Below are 18,925 nucleotides of genomic sequence, written 5' to 3' on the forward strand. Positions count from 1 at the left end.
CACTCCTTATGTTCTATACGATGCGTTAATGCGCACATATTCATATGATAAATCACAACCATATGCTGCCGCTTCACCATCACCGTTTCCAACTGAAGCTTCTATTACAATGTTATCTTCTGTTAGACGTTCTTTTAATAACTGTTCATCAAACGCTAAATAAATTCCTTGTTCTAGCACTGGTAACTGACAAAAAGAAACATTTGTCTCATTTGGTTCTACAAATTGTGATGCGTAACCTATTGCAGTTACAATTCTACCAAAGTTTGCATCTCCACCATGTATAGCAGTTTTCACCAAATTAGAAGACACGATACTTTTAGCAATTTTTTTAGCTTCTTTGACATTAGGCGCACCTGTCACCTTTGCAGTAACTAATTTCGTCGCACCTTCACCATCTTTAGCAATTGATTTCGCAAGGTATTGACTTACAAAATTAAAGGCATATACAAATTTATGCCATTCTGGATGTAAGGCGTCAATTTTACTATTGTTCGCTTGGCCATTAGCCATACATAGTACCATGTCATTTGTACTTGTATCACCATCAACTGTAATCATATTAAACGACTGATCTGTTGCTTGCTTCAGGCAATAGTCCAAAGTATCCGCATCAATATTAGCATCAGTTGTTATAAATCCAAGCATTGTAGCCATATTTGGATGTATCATACCAGAACCTTTAGCACTACCACCAATAGTTACTGTCTTACCATCAATCTCAACTTGTACTGATAAATGTTTAGTCGCAGTATCTGTTGTTAAAATGGCTTGATTGAAAAATTGACTATTATTATATTCTTCTTTCAAAACATGCTGTGTGCCATAATGAATTTTATCCATAGGTAAGAACGCACCAACAACGCCAGTGGATGCAACACCAACGTTTTGTTGATCAATATTCAAATGTTCTGCTACCCAAGATTGTGTATCTAGAGCATCTTGCATGCCTTTTTCACCTGTACATGAGTTCGCATTTGCTGAATTTACCACAATTGCTTGTAATGTTTTATTAGCATTAATGCTATCTTCAGTTATTTTTAAAGGAGCAGCCTTAAAACGGTTCAGTGTATATACACCTGTAGCTGTCGCTTCTGTAGTCGAATAAATCCAACCGAAGTCTTTTTTCTTTCTTCTTAATCCTGCATGAAAACCGCCTGCAATATAACCTAATGGTGAACTTACATCACCTTGTAAATCTATATTTAATTGGTTTAATGTATCAATCGTTTCAATATCTATCATCTTCTCTCCCCTTTCAAATTAACTTATGGATATACTGGTGTTTGAGTTAATCCTGTATTTTCTTTCCATCCATACATTAAGTTCAAGTTTTGTATCGCTTGGCCGCTTGCCCCTTTAACTAAGTTATCAATTACCGATACTATAATTGCATTTTGACTATCTTCATCGACATAAATCCCAATATCACAAAAATTACTGCCATAGACTTCTTTCGTTTTCGGATAAATACCAATATCTCTAATACGAACAAATGATTTATCATCATAATAATCTGTGAAAGTTGCATGTAAATCTTCGTTGGTCATATGTTTATTAAGTTTTACATAAATTGTTGATAATATACCTCTTGTCATCGGTACGAGATGTGGGGTAAATACTACTTTTACATTTTCATTTGCTAGCTTTGAAATATACTGCTCTATTTCAGGTTTATGTTTATGCTTACCTATCGCATAAGCGCTAAAGTTTTCATTCATCTCTGAATAATGGACATGTTGCGCTAGTGATCGACCCGCACCTGACACACCCGTTTTGGCATCAATTATAATAGAGTCATTGTTAATGATTTGTTGATCAACGAGTGGATGTAAAGCTAACAATGTAGCCGTAGGGAAACAACCGGGGTTGGCAACTAATTGCGTATTATTCGGTTCAATATTCGACCACTCAGCGATACTATAATTGGCTTTTTCTAATTGTTCTTGTGGTGCTGCTGTTTCACCATAGAATTGTTTATATACTGCCCTATCATCCAATCTGAAATCACCCGACAAATCAATAACCTTAATATTTCTTTCAATTAATGACGGTGCTAAATCTTTGCTTATATTAGAAGGTGTTGCAAAAAATACAACATCACAGTCAATACGCTCACTATTTAGCGCTTCATATTGATGTGTTAAGTGACTCAAGTGAGGAAATGTTTCTTTGATTGGTTCATCAATTTTTGAATGTGAGAATATATATTTAACATTTACATATGGATGATGTATTAATAACCTAATTAATTCAATAGCTCCATAACCACTACCTCCAACAATACCAACATCTGTCATGACATTCAGTCCTTTCTGAATATTCGGTCTTTTAAAACGCTATTATTTTTCTTTTTCTAATACTTCTGTAATTACGCTGATTACTTTACCTATCTCTTGTTCATTAATAACTAGTGGTGGCGCAATACGAATAATGTTGCCTTGTGTTTCTTTACATAACACACCTTTGTCAATCATTTCTAAGCAATATGGTTGCGCTGCTTCTGTTAATTCTAATCCGATAAATAATCCCCTACCTCTCACGTCAGAAATGATATTACTGTCTATAAGTTGTAATTCATTTAATAACTTTTGTCCAAGGTCTGCAGAATTCTTTATTAGCTGTTCTTCGATTAGTACATCTAATGCAGCCATTGAAACTGCACAAGCAAGTGGATTACCTCCAAATGTAGATCCATGCGTCCCTGGCGTTAATACGTCCATCACGTCGTGGTTAGCTAATACTGCTGATATTGGATAAAGGCCTCCGCCAAGTGACTTACCGAGTAAATAAATATCAGGTTCTACACCTTCCCATTCCATAGCAAACATTTTACCTGTACGTCCAAGGCCTACCTGTATTTCATCTGCAATAAATAACACATTATGTTTATCGCATAACTTACGTACTTCTTTTATAAAATTATCGGGTGGAATATTAACCCCGCCCTCACCTTGAATAGGTTCTAATATAATAGCTGTTGTATTTTTATTAATTAAATCTTTTAAATGACTTAAATCACCAAAGTCAGTGTAGTGAACGTTATCTAACAATGGTCCAAAACCTTGTTTATAACTTTCTTGAGAAGATAGCGATAAGGCACCTAGCGTACGACCATGGAAGTTGCCATTCATCGCTATGATTTCACCTTCACCATCGGCGATACCTTTAACATCTGCGCCCCATTTACGAGCGATTTTAATCGCTGTTTCAATAGCTTCAGTACCTGTGTTCATTGGAAGTACTTTTTCTTTATTAGCAAGTGAGCATATCTTTTCTTCCCATTTTCCTAGGTTGTCACTATATAGAGCTCGAGAAACCATTGTTATTTTTTCACTTTGTTGTTGAAATGCTTTTATAATTTTAGGATGACAATGTCCTTGATTGACGACTGAGAAACCCGAAACACAATCTATATAATTATTGTCTTCTACATCCCAAACTTGAGCGCCACGGCCTTTAGTCAATGCTAATTTCAGCGGGCTATAATTGTTCGAACTATACTGATCTGTTAGTGCAAATAAATCGTTCATCAAAAATCCTCATTCCTTTTTTATATTTATTCTAAAAATTGAATTAATATTCATATATAATACGCTTATTTTTACTATTAGTCAAAGGTTTTTTGAATTTTTACACTAAAAAATTATTCAAAACCTTTATTTATAGCAATCAAAAGGTAATTTATCTAAATTTTCAAAATAATTAGTATGGAGTTATACATTATTTTATATGCATTTATTCTGCATAATACATAGTATACTGTTAAATTGCACTCCAATAAAATAGGGTTAACTCATTATGTAAAACATAAAAGTAAATAAAAAAAGGCGAGCACACGAAATTACAAAATAATTTAATTCCGTATGCTTGCCCCACAAAGTTGACTTGTTTCTCTATAGTTTGAGACAAGTTTAAAGTTAGATGTTAGTTCATTATTATGTGCTATAACACATCGTTAAAACACTCTTCATACATATTTCTCTATTAAAATCATTCTACTCCTTGCCCTGCCTCATGTTTCTCTTTTAAATCTACACGCATATCATTATTTATCTTCTTAGCACGTTTAAAGTAAACACTCTCAAAATAAGTAGACGTACCAATTTTATAAAATATTAGTGCAATGATGATAATTACTACAAAATCATATGGATAGTGGATCCAGTTCATACCTTTAAATTCTTTACTTCCTATAAATGATAAGAAAGCAAGTACTATAAGATATAAAATAATCCATAAACTACCTCCGATTTGTTTTTTAGTATTTTTCCAATTCATTTTATATTCATAAAAGAAGTAGATTGGTAAACCTAAAATAATAATAAAGATTACTTGCGCAGTTGTCGGCCACATCGCCCAATAAATCGCTAGCGATGCCATCACAAATGAGAATGGCGCCATAAATTTCAGCAAGTTTGCACGAAACGGCCTATGCATATTCGGAGCCATTTTTCGTAATGAAATAACTGTTGTCGGTCCAGTTAAATAGGCAACTAGTGTTGCTGTTGATATAACACTTGCTAATGTCGCCCAATCACGGAACAATGACACCATTAACATGCTAATAATGGCATTAAAAATAATAGCCACACGTGGAATGTTATATTTTTCATTCATCTTACCTAAAAATTTAGGGATGTGACCATTTTTTTCCATTGCCCGTAGTACACGACCAGTTACTGCAACAAATGATACACCTGTGCCAAATGGCGAAACAACAGCTTCCATATATAATAAAATAGCTAACCAATTCAAACCTAAAAGAATGGCCATATCAGCAAATGGAGAGTTAAAATTAATACCACTCCAGCCATTTTCATGAAGCATGTCACTAGGCATTGATGTAATAAATGTACTTTGAAGCACTATGTATAACACCGCACTTAATGTTAGTGAAATAGCTATGCCTCGCGCGATATTTTTTTCGGGCTTTTGTATTTCTGAGCCCATATTAATAATCGTTTGGAATGCATTAAAAGAAAAGATAATACCTGAAGCGGTTGTCGCTGCAAATATAGGCGCTGAACCATAAGGCATAAATTGACCTACTGTATGTCCATAATTGCCTGTGTCAAAACCGGAAATCATTAACATAATAATCGTCAATAACGGTACACCTAATTTAAATACTGAAATTAAACTTGTAAATGAAGTTAACAGTTTAACTGACCAATAGTTCAATAACGAAAATATAATAATAATTACAAATACTGCCATTAATCCAGCGTTACTTATAGAACCATCTTTCATTAAACCTGTTGTGAATTTTGCCCATGACCATGGCCATGAACTCATATATTGTACTGCTGATACTGCTTCGATTGGGATAATAGTTACTAATGACACCCAGTTAGCCCAAGAGGCAATAAACCCTAACAATGAACCGTGAGTATATTGTGCATAGTTACTCATTCCACCTGATTGTGGAAACATCGTACCTATCTCTATGTAGTTATAAGCAATTGATCCAATGACTACAAAACCTATAATCCATGAAATAATTGCAGCTGGACCCGCTATAGATGAAGCTTCCCAGGCACCAAATAACCAACCAGAACCAATGAGCGACCCTAAACCTAACAATACCAACTGCGGTAAATTAATCTTATTACTTTCATCCTTTTGTTCCATAATTACTCCTATTTAAACATCTTTTATATTCATATCAAGAAAATGTAAAGTTTATACACTCTCTTGTATATTTCGTTATTATACTCTGATTACAATTCAAGTCAAATCAACAACCCAAGTGCCAATCTATGTATGTTTCAGTATTTTTATACATTATAGAGCTGGCTAATGTATGATAGTTTTGCACAATTTATACACTTTGACCTCGCGATACAAATAACGTGAAGGCTTATTTTTTAATGTTACTCATTTATTCATTTAAAGTATAAATACAAATAAATTCTAAAAAGTAGTAAATGTTGCTTGAAGCCTATAACACCAGTCTTTAACGCATTTTATAGTACATTAAAAAACAAATTTAATATCACATTTACTTTTAATGTGTATAAATACAAAATAAAGCAGTATTTACATTTATTTCTTAAAAAACCTTGTAAATACTGCTTTTTTATAATGTCACACAAATATAAAAACTAAATAAACCACTAAACAATTATATACAATCATCTAATTATAGACACTCTTCTGTAAAAAGAGCTGTTAGTTCTTTATTTCGAACTTACTTTTTATGTTTTTCTTCTTCTTCCCACCAAAGTGCATCGTTAGGATTTTTTACAACATCTTCATAATCTGCTTGAGTTTCGACGTTAGGATATGAACCTCTAAGCGACTTGTTGGATGTAGATTTAAACATCGTTATGAAAATAATGAGTCCAATCACATTAATAAACATTAGATAATAAGATGGTGCAATTTGTTGCCCTGTAGTTTCTACTAAAGTAGACAAGATAAATGGTGTTAAACCACCAAAAACTGCTGCCCCAATATTATATACAAGTGATAGCGTACGTAGTCTCACTTTTGTATGGAACATACTTGGTAAGACTGAAGGCATTACACCTTCAAATGTAGACATGAATAATGCAATAATAAACAAGCCTAATAATACGAATGGAATCATTGGTATACTCATTAACCAAAAAGCAAGTATTGAAAACAAACTAAACCCTGCTAATCCAAATATTATTGTCCGTTTATTACCAACTTTATCACTATACCAACCAAAGAAGAACACTGCAGGTATCATGATTAACATTGTTACAGTACTTAATATAGAACCCATCGTTCCACCCAAGTTAATGGTTGAGTTTAGGAAGGAAGGCATATAAGAGAGCACCATATAGTTTGCGACATTCAAAAATGCAACACCAGTGAAGCAAACGACAACATCTCTCCAATAATATTTAAATATATCTAAATAAGAATATTCTAATTCCTCTTTTTCTTCTAATGTAGATTCGTAGGCAGGACTTTCATCTAAGCTTGAACGTAAAATAATCCCCACAATACCTAAAGGTGCGGCGAGAATAAACGGAATTCTCCAACCCCAATCTTCCATTTGTTGATTACTTAATAATGAATACATCAAGCCCGCTAAAATCGCCGCCATTATACTACCAGAAAGTGTTCCAATTTCTAAACCGCTTCCCAATTTACCACGAGTCTTATCAGGCGCCGTTTCAGCAATATAAGTCATTGCACCTGCATATTCTCCACCTGTCGAGAATGATTGAATCATACGAACTACTAGTAATAGAATCGGAGCCCATATACCAATTTGTTCTTGTGTTGGTAATAAGCCAAGCATCAGTGTGGATGCTGCCATAAGTAGTATCGTTGTCGACAGTACAATTTTCCGTCCATATTTATCCCCTAAATGACTGAAGAATATACCACCGATAGGTCTAACAATAAATGCAAAAGCAAATACAGCAAACGTAGAGACTATTTGCATTTCTTGTGGTAAATTCCCAAAGAAATTTGCGCTTAGAATGACTGCTAACTGTGCATATAAGCCAAAGTCAAACCATTCAATGGCATTACCGATACTTGTAGCTACCACACCTTTTTTTGCTTGATCCGAATCTACTCTGTTAACTTTTTCTTTTTCAAACTTCACAGATAAAAACACCCCTTAATTTGTTTCTATCTAATATAACATAACCTATGTATTATTTTGTAAACACTTAAAATTCGTATAATAGTCGATTTAATTTCCAAAAATATTTTTCAATTAATATGTATAGCTCATTTTATGACGATTATATTTAACTAAAATATCCAACTTAAATTAACATTTGTAGTTACCAAAAAACTTATATTAATGCTAAGCAACTACTTTCAAACTCATAACTAATACTATTTAATTTTGTTATAATAAAAGCATCACAACTTATGGAGGCGTATTTAAAAATGAAACAAATTTATTTTAATCATGATGGTGGCGTAGATGATTTAATTTCCTTATTTCTTTTATTGCATATGGATGATATAAAGATTGTTGGTGTTAGTGCCATTGGCGCAGATAGTTATATCGAGCCTGCAGTAAGTGCCTCTCAAAAAATTGTCAATCGTTTCTCTGAACAACCAATTCACATAGCCGCTTCAAAAGAACGTGGTAAAAATCCATTTCCAAAAGATTGGCGTATGCACGCTTTCTTTATGGATGCGTTACCCATCTTAAACGAGCCTACAAATGGACATTCTAATATTCTAAAACATGAAGCTTATCGAGATATAATTGATAAAATTCATAATAGTCCTGAAAAAGTTACTTTACTCTTTACTGGACCACTTACTGATTTAGCTAAAGCAATCACTGTAGATGCTAGAATTGTTCAAAATATTGAACGCTTAGTATGGATGGGCGGAACATTTTTAGAGAAAGGTAATGTGGAAGAACCTGAACATGATGGCACTGCAGAATGGAATGCATTTTGGGATCCAGAAGCCGTAAAAACAGTTTTTGATACAGAGATTAAAATAGATATGGTTGCTTTAGAAAGTACCAATCAAGTACCTATGACTTGGGATGTTAGACAAGCGTGGGCCAATGAACGCCATTATCCTGGGGTAGATTTTTTAGGTGTAAGTTATGCAGCTGTTCCACCATTGACTCATTTCCAAACGAATTCAACTTATTTTCTTTGGGATGTCTTAACTACAGCTTATATTGGCATGCCTGATCTGATTCGTAAGCATGATTTAAATGTATCTGTATATACAGAGGGTCCTAGCCAAGGTAAAACTTATGTCGACGATCAATGCGGTAGACCCATTTCAGTAATCGACCATGTTGACCATGATAATTTCTTCAAGTATATTACTGATTTAGCTAAAAAAGTTACGAAGTAATAGGCAACCCCCCGAACTTTAATTCAACGGTTCAGGGGGTTACATAATTTTAATAACTGCTGTCATCTAAATATTGATTATCTATGACTTTTTTAGTAATAGATTCCATTTTATCTTTAGTCATTTCATTTTCTTCAGTTGTATTCAAAGCGTGTTGCTTAGCTTTATTATTACTATAATCAGCCAGTGGATACATTTTAAAATTTTGTCTTGTATTATTATCAAGTGGATTCGCAATTTCATAATGTGTTACTAATGACTTCCATTTTACATCTTTGATTGTTATGCCTTTAGGTTGTTTTTCAATATTAAACTGAAGGTTGCCCCCTAACGCATTGCTTTCATTGCCAGTAGATTGGCCATTGAGGAAATTTCCCAGGGAATAAGCAACCAATGTTCGATGATTATCGTTGCCGTTCACCCATTGGACTGGCTGAATCACGTGAGGATGTGTTCCTATTACTACATCGACGCCAGCATTAGCAAATACCTTGGCGTATTTTTTCTGTTTTGCATTAGGCTCATGTTTGCCTTCATTACCCCAATGTGCCGATACCATAACCATATCACTTTGTTCTTTAGCTTTCGCTACGTCTTTCTTGATTTGTTCCTCATTAAAGTAGTTAATTTGATATTTATTTTCCGGTTTAATATCGTTCGTGCCGTATGTATAACTTAGCATTGCAATTTTTATACCATTTTTGTTAAATGTCGGAATGGTATCTCTATCTTTTTGTGATTTAAATGTACCTGTATAAAATACACCCTTGAAATGCTCCCACACATTAATTTCATTTAATAATCCATCAGTACCTTGATCCAAAGCATGATTGTTGGCGCCATTCACTACATTAAATCCAGTATTGATAACATCTTTAGCAATATCATTAGGTGTATTGAACTGTTTAAAACCAGAAAGCCCTTTTTCATCTCCACCAATCGGTGATTCCTGATTTATATAGGCAATATCTGCTGCTTGTATTTCTTTCTTTAATGATTTATACATAGGCTCAAAATTATAACTACCCTTGCTTTGTAATGCATCATGATATACAACTGGATGTATTAAATTATCACCTACAGCATAAAAAGATGCTTTATGGGTTAAATGCTTTTGATCTGATAAACAAAATATACATAACGTTAAAAAAAGTGAAATCAATAAAGTTAAAAGTATACGATACCTCATCAAAGACGCCCTCTCATCAAGAATTATCTTTTAAATTTAATTATATTAATTTCAGTATAGTTTTTATCGTTCTGCGATTCAATTATATTGAGAAACTATTTTAATTTTAACAAAGTGAAAATTATTAATGGAACAGGAATCTATTTTATTTAAAAAATTTCGTTATCCTATACTATTGGTAAAGACAATTAGTATTGTAAGAATAAATAATTCACCTGAGCGATCGCTCAAGTAAAAGTTCTATATAATAATTAAGGCTGAGACAATTAATTTGCCCCAGCCTCAATCTATAGAATATTACAGAAGTGACAAATAGCTAAAAGTCTTGGAATAAGTACCTTTAAATATTAGTCACTTCATCAAGTTGTAAATACGCTTTGATGTTTTATTTTTTTTGATGATTTTATATTCAATTATATTCAAATAAATGATTTAGATACTCATTTTATTGTCAAATGAAAGACTAAACATATTTTGTAACAGTTTCAGTAGGTAATCTATATGAATCATGCGCTGGATTTTTTGCTTTCCCAACAGCAACGATTAATACAGGTACATAACGTTCTGCGTCAATATCAAATGCATCAGCTATTTGATCACTTTCAAATCCACCAATTGGATTTGTGTCATAGCCATGTGCTTTAGCAACTAACATAAATTGCATTGCAGCTAAACTACTATCAATTTTAACGATATCATTCATTTGCTCTTTAGGGGCACTATCATAAAGCGCTACAACTTTATCTAACATTTCATTTTTAACTTCTTCTGGCATAAAGCCATGTTTTACAGCATTGCCATAAATTTCTTCACCATAAGTTTGACTTTGCATATCACCAAAAATAACTACCATTGCTGATGATGTATCGTTTTGACGCGTGTTAAAACGAATTAGCGGACGTAATTTATCTTTACCTTCATCACTTTCCACTACTAAAAAACGCCAAGGTTGCATGTTAACAGATGATGGGGCCTTCGTTGCTTTTTGAATCATTTCGTCCATTTCTTCTCTAGGGATTTTAAATTGGTCGTCAAACACTTTCACTGATTTTCTATTGTTTAAAATATCTTCAAAATTTTTATTTATCATTCTTTTTCTACTCCTCAATTATTTTTAACAAAATCAAATTATACTCAATTTGACCACTTTTACAAATCATTTGTTTATAAATATTTTTCATAACATAACAAAACATTCTAAAACCTTATTCCAATCAATCTTTACATATATAAAAATTTTCCAAAAGAAATGGCATTCTATAAATAATTAGTTATTATCTGAACTCAATTTAAAGTAATTTTATTTAAAGCACATAAAATTTTGAATAATCATATTTAAATATCAATAGACATTGAAATAGTTCTTTCACGAAATCCTATTTTTTCATATAAATATTTCGCATCGTTCCCTGCATATACGTTGAGCCTTACTTCACTCACATTGTGTTTTTTATAGTAATCATTAACAAAGTGAATTAACTCTTTAGCTATGCCTTGATTTCTATAAGCTTCTAACACATATAATTCATAAATAAAACCATATTCTTTCTGTTCAATAGCGTCTATTTTCTTATCTACAAGTACAAACCCACGTATAACCTCATCTTTAGAATAAACAAAATACGATGCACCTTCTTCTTGTAATTGCTTAGACATCGTACGCATACACTCCGCACTCAAATTAAAATCTACAGTTACAGATGATGCAAACACATCTGGTACCATTTGATTTATCTCTACTAACTCTTGAGTATTCGCTTTTCTAATAGACATAATATATTCCACTCCTCCATTTTTCATTATGCACACGCACACAATCTATCTTTAATTAATACCTCAATTCCCTAAAACATCTATTTTTTTGCATACGAGATAAAGATTTAACTAAATGTAAGCGTTTAATATGTTTTAAATTTTAATTACACACTATATTAATTGTAAATTTATAGTAAAATATATTAGTAGCACTTTTACAAAAAATAAATTGGCAAAAAAGAACTAAAGCAAATTATAATTATTTTTGCATAAATATCTAAACCCGTTTATTTTCAATTACAGTTTTAAACCACGCTATAATATGTGCTTTAGATTTAATAATTCAATACTACCTATACCATAATTTCAGAGCGTATTTTACAAAATCAGTCTTTCTACCTATGTATTAATAGTTGATATTTGAGATTGATATTTGTTAATATTTTACCTTGTATAAAAATATAGAGAAAATTTAAAAAAAGAGGGAACATAATGATGTCCATTTCAGTCATAGTGACTTATTACAACTCAGAAGATTATATCGAAAGATGTTTGAGTAGTCTTAAAAACCAAAGATTCCAAGATTTTGAACTCATTTTAGTTAATGATGGTTCAACTGACAATTCTAAAAAAATAGCGATAGAAACTGCTAAAGATTGGGATATTCCCATTAAAGCAATAGATTTACCACATAATACTGGCCATGCACATGCCAGAAATATTGGTCTTAAAGAAGTTGAATCGCCTTACTTTATTTTTATTGATTCAGATGATTATCTAGCTTCTTATGCTTTATCATTTTACATGAAAAAATTGAATAGTTTCGATGCTTTAATTGCACCTATTCATTCTTTCACTTTAGATATTCCTCAGTACGTTGATCAAAATTTAGTACGTACAGAATATTTAAATACAAAAACAAAATCAAACCAATTTTTACGTAAACAAACGGTTTGTAATATTATTTTCAAAACGGCAATCGCACGTGGGCATAATCTACAATTTAACGAAGACTTAAATATCTTTGTTGATTGGTCATTTATATTAGAATTCATTAAATATGCTAACGACTTCGTGCGTATCAGCCGATTCCCTTTCTATATTAAAGGGGAAATCTATGATCCATTTTTAAAACCAGCATTATCTCAACAAGACTTCGGCATTATATTTAATGATTATGTCTATAGTTTCTCAGATTCTGTTAAACGCGCACCACTAAAAGAAAACAAAATATTCATTAAAAATAAAATGAAAAATTTATTCAAACGTTCTTTTGAACCATCACTGAGAAAACTACCTGAACGTTACGAAAACAATAGTGAATTACTTCCAAAAGTGACGCGCGAATTACTACCTACAATATTTAAAAATGAAAAACCATTATTTATGATTGAATCATTAATGCTTATGTTCAACAAACGCAATTTTGCTTTTAAAGTGAACCAATTTAGAAAGCAAGCACGTTTAGTTAAAAACATTGTTTTACGTAGAAAAAATAAACATCGTGCACTTTACCAATTAACTGATAGCGAAGATAAAGTGAAGAATAACAGAATCGTATTCGAAGCCTTTGGCGGTAAAAACTATAGTGATAGTCCTAAATATATTTATGAATATATGATGAAGCATCACCCAAATTATGAATTTATATGGGTCTTCAAGAATCCTTCGAAAGTTCAAATACCTGGATCGGCTAAAAAAGTTAAAAAAGGGTCTAAAGCATATTATGAGGCTTATTCAACAGCTAAATATTGGGTAACTAACGCAAGACTACCTTTATATTTAAATAAAAAGCCTAACCAAGTTTATATTCAAAATTGGCATGGTACACCTTTGAAACGTCTAGCAAATGATATGAAAGTGATTCGCATGCCTGGAACAACAACTGATAATTACAAACGTAATTTCAGAGAAGAAACAAGCCGTTGGGATTATCTTGTTTCACCTAATGCTTATTCATCTAAAATATTCGAAACTGCTTTTTGGATGAATCCAGAACAAATTCTTGAAATTGGATACCCAAGAAATGACGTGTTGGTAAATCACGCAAACGATAAGGCATATATTCAGCAAATTAAAGAAAACCTAAACTTACCTGCAGATAAGAAAGTTATTATGTACGCGCCAACATGGAGAGACGATGAATTCGTCAAAAAAGGTAAATATCTATTCAACCTACAAATTGACTTAGATAACTTACAAGCGCAATTAGGCGATGAATATGTCGTATTACTAAGAATGCATTACCTTATTTCTAACGCGTTGGATTTACGTGGTTATGAAGACTTTGCAATTGATGTATCAAACTATAGTGATATCTCTGAATTGTATTTAATTTCAGATTGTCTAATTACAGATTATTCATCTGTAATGTTTGATTACGGCGTGCTTAAAAGACCACAGTTCTTTTTTGCTTATGATTTAGATAAATATGGACAAGACTTACGTGGTTTCTATCTTGATTATCACAAAGATTTACCTGGTCCTATCCATCAAGATGCTTACCAGTTAACAGAAGATCTAAAAAACTTAGATCAAGTAGCTATTGATTATAAAGATAAAATTGATAATTTCTATAATGACTTCTGTTCATTAGAAAAAGGTAAAGGCTCTAAAGCAATTGCAGATTTAATTACAGGTAAAAAGTATAAATAATTTATTTTTACCCTATTGTATTATAACAACCTAAATTTAATTACAGTCATTTCATTGAGACTTAATTACTAACAAGGCTAATAATAAAATAAACAGAGCTATACTAGTGCTTGTGCATAAGTCGCCTCTGAATAAAGAAAGAGTCCGTGCATCACGGGCTCTTTTTTGTATTTCAATTTTTTATTTTACGATAAACTCTAAACATATAAAATCAGATTGTCTATCATTCAATAAAACAGTATGTAATTAAAGAAAAAACCTAATTTATATAAAATCAGGACATTATCTACTGCTAATATAAAGATTAAGGCTGAGACAATTAAAAGTTGTCTCAGCCTTAAGATTATCTATATTAAACTAAAAATCTAGTATTTACTTAACTATACCGGCGTCTTTATCATGTACACCATGACGATAGAAATCAATGTATTCTGGTTCTAATGGTTTCTTACCACGAATGATATCAGAAGCTTTTTCTGCCATCATTAGAACTGGAGAATGGATATTACCATTTGTTGTACGTGGCATTACCGAAGCATCCACCACTCGTAAATTCTCCATACCATGAACCTTGAATGTTTCTGGATCTACAACAGACATTTCATCTGAAGCAGGACCCATTCTACAACTACATGATGGATGTAGAGCAGTTTCGCCATCACGTTTTACCCACTCTATAATCTCTTCATCTGTTTGTACTTCAGGCCCTGGTGAAATTTCTCCACCATTGAAAGGATCTAATGCTTTTTGTTTCAAGATATTTCTAGCTACCTTAATAGCTTCAACCCACTCGCGTTTATCTTCTTCAGTAGATAAGTAGTTGAATACAAATTCAGGTTTTTCAAACGGGTCTTTTGATTTAATCTTCAAGTGACCACGAGAATTTGAGTACATAGGTCCAACGTGCACTTGGTATCCATGCGCAGCTGGCGCTTTCGTACCATCGTATCTTACTGCGATTGGCAAGAAGTGGAACATTAAGTTTGGATAATCTACTTCATCATTAGAGCGAACGAATCCACCACCTTCAAAGTGATTTGATGCTGCTGCACCTTTACGTCCTAAGATCCATTGTAAACCAATAAATGGCATCTTCAATTTATTTAAACTTGGTTGCATTGATACTGGCTGTTTACATGCATGTTGCACATAAACTTCTAAATGGTCTTCAAAGTTTTCACCAACGCCTGGTAAGTGAATACGGGGTTCAATGCCTAATGAACGTAAGTGTTCAGAATCACCTATTCCTGATAATTGTAATAATTGTGGTGAGTTAATTGCACCACCGGATAAGATAACTTCTTTCGCATTTACTGTATGCTCTTTACCATTTTTCTTGAATGTTACTCCTGTAACTTTATTACCTTCAAAGTTTAATTTAGTAACAAAGGCACGTGTTTGTACTTCTAAGTTTTTACGTTTCATCGCTGGATGTAAATACGCTCTGGAAGCCGATACACGACGTCCATTATGCACTTGGCTGTCAAATGGTCCAAAACCTTCTTGACGGAAACCATTTACATCTGGGGTTTTGTTATAACCTGCCTCTACGCCTGCCTCAAAAAATGCTTGGAATAATGGGTTATCAGCAGGACCACGTCTTAACTTGATTGGTCCATGATGTCCGCGGTAAGGATTATCTTTAGTAGAACCAAATGTTGTTTCTAGTCGTTTGAAATACGGTAAACAATGTGCGAAATCCCATGAATCCATACCTTCAGGTTTAGCCCATTTTTCATAATCCATCGGGTTACCTCTTTGGTAAATCATACCGTTAATTGAACTTGAACCTCCTAAAACTTTACCACGTGCATGACCAACTTTACGGCCACCCATATGTGGTTCTGGCGTCGTTTCATAAATCCAATCATATAATTTATTTCCAGCAGGATACATTAAAGCTGCTGGCATTTGTATTAATAAGTCCCATGGATAATCACTACGTCCCGCTTCTAATACAAGTACATTATTTGATACGTCTTCACTTAAACGGCCACCTAGTACTGAACCGGCGCTACCGCCCCCTATGATGATATAATCATATGATTCTTTCATTGTTATACTGCCTCCTGAATTTATTAAATGTTATTTAGCCTTCTTTATTTGTAATTTAGTTATGCTTTACCGAACCAATTGACTGGCTCTGGATTTGTATTACGTAAAATATGTTTTTCTTCTTGATATTCAGCTAATCCTGCTTTACCAAGCTCTCTACCAATACCTGATTGTTTATATCCACCCCATGGTGCTTGTGCAAAATATGGATGGAAATCGTTAATCCAAACGGTACCCATTTTCAATTTATTTGCTACACGTTCTGCTTTTCCAACATCATTTGTAAACACGCCACCTGCTAATCCGTAAATTGAATCGTTAGCAAGTTCGATTGCTTCTGCTTCAGTTGTGAAACTTTCAATCGTTACAACAGGTCCAAACACTTCTTCTTGTACAATACGCATTGACGTATCACAATCCGTAATAACTGTTGGTTCAAAGAAGAAACCGTCTTGTAAATCTTCACGTTCTGGGCGTTTACCGCCAATTGCAATCGTTGCATTCTCAGATTTAGCAACTTCCATATAGTTTTCAATTTTTTCACGGTGTTCTGCTGAGATGACTGGTCCCATTTCTGTATCTTCGTCAAAACCGTTACCTAATTTAATATTTTTTATTCTTTCTATAAGTGCTGCTTCAAATTTTTCTTTAATATCGTTATGCACAATAATCCTTGCTCCTGCAGAACAAACTTGACCTGCATGGAAAAATCCACCATTCAACGCTTGATCTACTGCTAAATCAAAATTAGCATCATCAAATATAATATTTGGATTTTTACCACCTAATTCTAAAGCAATATTTGTTACGTTATCTGCCGCATTTTTCATAATATGTTTACCTGTTTGAATACCACCAGTAAATGATACTAGGTCCACTTCTTTATGTGATGATAAGGGCTCACCTACTTCTGAACCTTTACCTAGTACAAGGTTAATCACACCTTGTGGGAAACCTACTTCTTCCATCAATTCAAATACACGAATAGTTGTTAACGGAGTAATTTCACTCGGCTTCATGACTAATGAACACCCTGAAGCTAATGCAGGTGCTATTTTCCAAGATGCTTGAAGTAAAGGATAATTCCACGGTGTGATTTGTGTAACAACACCAATTGGTTCTTTGATAACTTTACTCTCTGTATTTGGAATTGGTGAATCTATAATTTCACCACCATCTTTGTCTGCGAGTCCAGCAAAGAAATTAAATACATTAGCAATATCGTCCATGTCAGCATAAGATTCTTCTAACGTCTTACCAGTGTCTAATGTTTCAAGTTTAGCTAATTCTTCACGATGCTTAACGATTAAGTCAGAGATTGCTCTTACTTTCTTACCGCGAGTTTCACTTGTTTCGTTAGCCCATTCGCCATCTTCAAATGCGCGTCTAGCTGCCAATATTGCACGCTCGCTATCATCAGCTGTTCCTTCTGCAACTTCAAAAATCACTTCTTGATTAAATGGATTAATAATTTTTCTTGTTTCTTTATTTGAGCTTTCAACCCACTCACCATCAATAAATTGACGACGAGATAAATTTTTTACAAGTTCCATTAAAATTACCTCCGTTAAGTTTGTTAAATTTTTATTTAACGAATTTTATAGAGTTTATGTTAGCATAGTAATTGAAAGGGTGTCAAACGAGTTCAAATATTACACACTCATTTTCAATTATGGTCTGGTATCTATATTACTTAGATTAATTGTCCTTCCTTAGTTTGAACTTAAAAAATTTTAACCGGAGGTGTACAAATTGGTACATTCTAATAACCCTGAAAATCAATTAGATGAAGCCAAAGACATTGTTATCAATGCAATTGGTGAGACAATGGATTTATATGGTATCAATAGAAGTGTCGGAAATTTATTCGGTACTATGCTTTTCGAAGATAGTATGACGTTGGACGAAATGCGCGAACAATTACAAATGAGTAAGCCGAGTATGAGTGCTGGCGTTAAAAGACTCCAAGAATTTGATATAGTAAAACAACAATTCACACGTGGAAGTAGAAAACAGCATTTCATAGCCGAAAAAGATTTCTTTAACTTCTTCAGAAATTTCTTCACTCGAAAATGGAGGAGAGAAATTGTCATTAACGCTGAAGCTGTCCATGATTCAGTTGCAATTTTAGATAACATCATTAATGATAAAAACGTTGATGAGGCTACTAAGAGTGATGCACTTGAAACTAAACAGCAACTCGTTGATACATTGCCTTATTATGAATGGTTAGATCAATTAAGTGATGCGCTTGAAAGTGGGGAAATATTTAAATACTTCCCCATACCAAAAGAAACGCACAGAGAAGAATAAGTTTTCAAATTTATAAGAATAAAGGTCACATTACTTATTCTGTTAATGATTCGCCTTCATTTTTGTCCTATATACTTAATTTAATCTTGTTCGCTAATATGTGGAGTTTCATTTTCATTTAATTAATAA

Annotated in this window: 13 protein-coding genes; 3 read left to right on the forward strand and 10 right to left on the reverse strand. The window is 33.0% G+C overall.

Annotated elements, in window-relative coordinates:
• Positions 1-6: 6 nt before the first annotated feature.
• The 5 genes from argJ to ACSUE0_RS07030 all read right to left on the reverse strand — a co-directional run bounded on the left by argJ (position 7) and on the right by ACSUE0_RS07030 (position 7,594).
• A complete protein-coding gene (gene argJ, locus ACSUE0_RS07010) occupies positions 7-1,245 on the reverse strand; it encodes a bifunctional glutamate N-acetyltransferase/amino-acid acetyltransferase ArgJ (protein ID WP_119614369.1) in 1,239 nt (412 codons plus the stop codon).
• A 23-nt stretch (positions 1,246-1,268) separates the two neighbouring features.
• The gene (gene argC / locus ACSUE0_RS07015) at positions 1,269-2,300 is read right to left on the reverse strand and encodes an N-acetyl-gamma-glutamyl-phosphate reductase (RefSeq protein WP_436956710.1); all 1,032 of its coding nucleotides are present in this window, start codon (positions 2,298-2,300) and stop codon (positions 1,269-1,271) included.
• Between the two features lie 42 nt (positions 2,301-2,342).
• On the reverse strand, positions 2,343-3,533 hold the full coding sequence (gene rocD / locus ACSUE0_RS07020; protein ID WP_119614371.1) for an ornithine--oxo-acid transaminase: 1,191 nt from the start codon (positions 3,531-3,533) through the stop codon (positions 2,343-2,345).
• Positions 3,534-3,993: 460 nt separating this feature from the next.
• Positions 3,994-5,634, reverse strand: coding sequence for an APC family permease (locus tag ACSUE0_RS07025; RefSeq protein WP_119614372.1), 1,641 nt, complete (start codon positions 5,632-5,634; stop codon positions 3,994-3,996).
• Positions 5,635-6,193: 559 nt separating this feature from the next.
• Entirely contained in the window at positions 6,194-7,594 is a 1,401-nt protein-coding gene (locus tag ACSUE0_RS07030; RefSeq protein ID WP_119615090.1) for an MFS transporter, read from the reverse strand.
• A 293-nt stretch (positions 7,595-7,887) separates the two neighbouring features.
• Between ACSUE0_RS07030 and ACSUE0_RS07035 the strand changes: the two genes are divergently transcribed.
• Positions 7,888-8,829 (forward strand): nucleoside hydrolase, encoded by a 942-nt coding sequence (locus ACSUE0_RS07035; protein WP_119615092.1) that lies wholly within the window; start codon positions 7,888-7,890, stop codon positions 8,827-8,829.
• Between the two features lie 49 nt (positions 8,830-8,878).
• Here the strand turns inward: ACSUE0_RS07035 and ACSUE0_RS07040 are convergent, their stop codons facing one another.
• The 3 genes from ACSUE0_RS07040 to ACSUE0_RS07050 all read right to left on the reverse strand — a co-directional run bounded on the left by ACSUE0_RS07040 (position 8,879) and on the right by ACSUE0_RS07050 (position 11,791).
• Positions 8,879-10,018, reverse strand: coding sequence for a CapA family protein (locus ACSUE0_RS07040; RefSeq protein WP_119615094.1), 1,140 nt, complete (start codon positions 10,016-10,018; stop codon positions 8,879-8,881).
• Positions 10,019-10,481: 463 nt separating this feature from the next.
• Positions 10,482-11,108, reverse strand: a complete 627-nt coding sequence (locus tag ACSUE0_RS07045; protein ID WP_119615096.1) for a nitroreductase family protein — start codon at positions 11,106-11,108, stop codon at positions 10,482-10,484.
• Between the two features lie 245 nt (positions 11,109-11,353).
• Positions 11,354-11,791: a GNAT family N-acetyltransferase gene (locus ACSUE0_RS07050; protein WP_119613497.1), complete on the reverse strand. Its 438-nt coding sequence runs from the start codon at positions 11,789-11,791 to the stop codon at positions 11,354-11,356.
• A gap of 474 nt (positions 11,792-12,265) precedes the next feature.
• Between ACSUE0_RS07050 and ACSUE0_RS07055 the strand changes: the two genes are divergently transcribed.
• Positions 12,266-14,428: a bifunctional glycosyltransferase/CDP-glycerol:glycerophosphate glycerophosphotransferase gene (locus ACSUE0_RS07055; protein WP_119613498.1), complete on the forward strand. Its 2,163-nt coding sequence runs from the start codon at positions 12,266-12,268 to the stop codon at positions 14,426-14,428.
• Between the two features lie 372 nt (positions 14,429-14,800).
• Here the strand turns inward: ACSUE0_RS07055 and betA are convergent, their stop codons facing one another.
• On the reverse strand, positions 14,801-16,483 hold the full coding sequence (gene betA, locus ACSUE0_RS07060; RefSeq protein ID WP_119613499.1) for a choline dehydrogenase: 1,683 nt from the start codon (positions 16,481-16,483) through the stop codon (positions 14,801-14,803).
• A 59-nt stretch (positions 16,484-16,542) separates the two neighbouring features.
• A complete protein-coding gene (gene betB, locus ACSUE0_RS07065) occupies positions 16,543-18,036 on the reverse strand; it encodes a betaine-aldehyde dehydrogenase (RefSeq protein ID WP_119613500.1) in 1,494 nt (497 codons plus the stop codon).
• Between the two features lie 199 nt (positions 18,037-18,235).
• Here betB and cudC point away from each other — a divergent pair, with 199 nt between their 5' ends.
• Positions 18,236-18,796, forward strand: coding sequence for a choline uptake/conversion transcriptional regulator CudC (gene cudC, locus ACSUE0_RS07070; RefSeq protein WP_107552188.1), 561 nt, complete (start codon positions 18,236-18,238; stop codon positions 18,794-18,796).
• Positions 18,797-18,925: the final 129 nt, after the last annotated feature.

Origin of the sequence: Staphylococcus sp. AS1337, assembly GCF_051408735.1 — a bacterium.
Lineage (GTDB): Bacteria > Bacillota > Bacilli > Staphylococcales > Staphylococcaceae > Staphylococcus > Staphylococcus xylosus_B.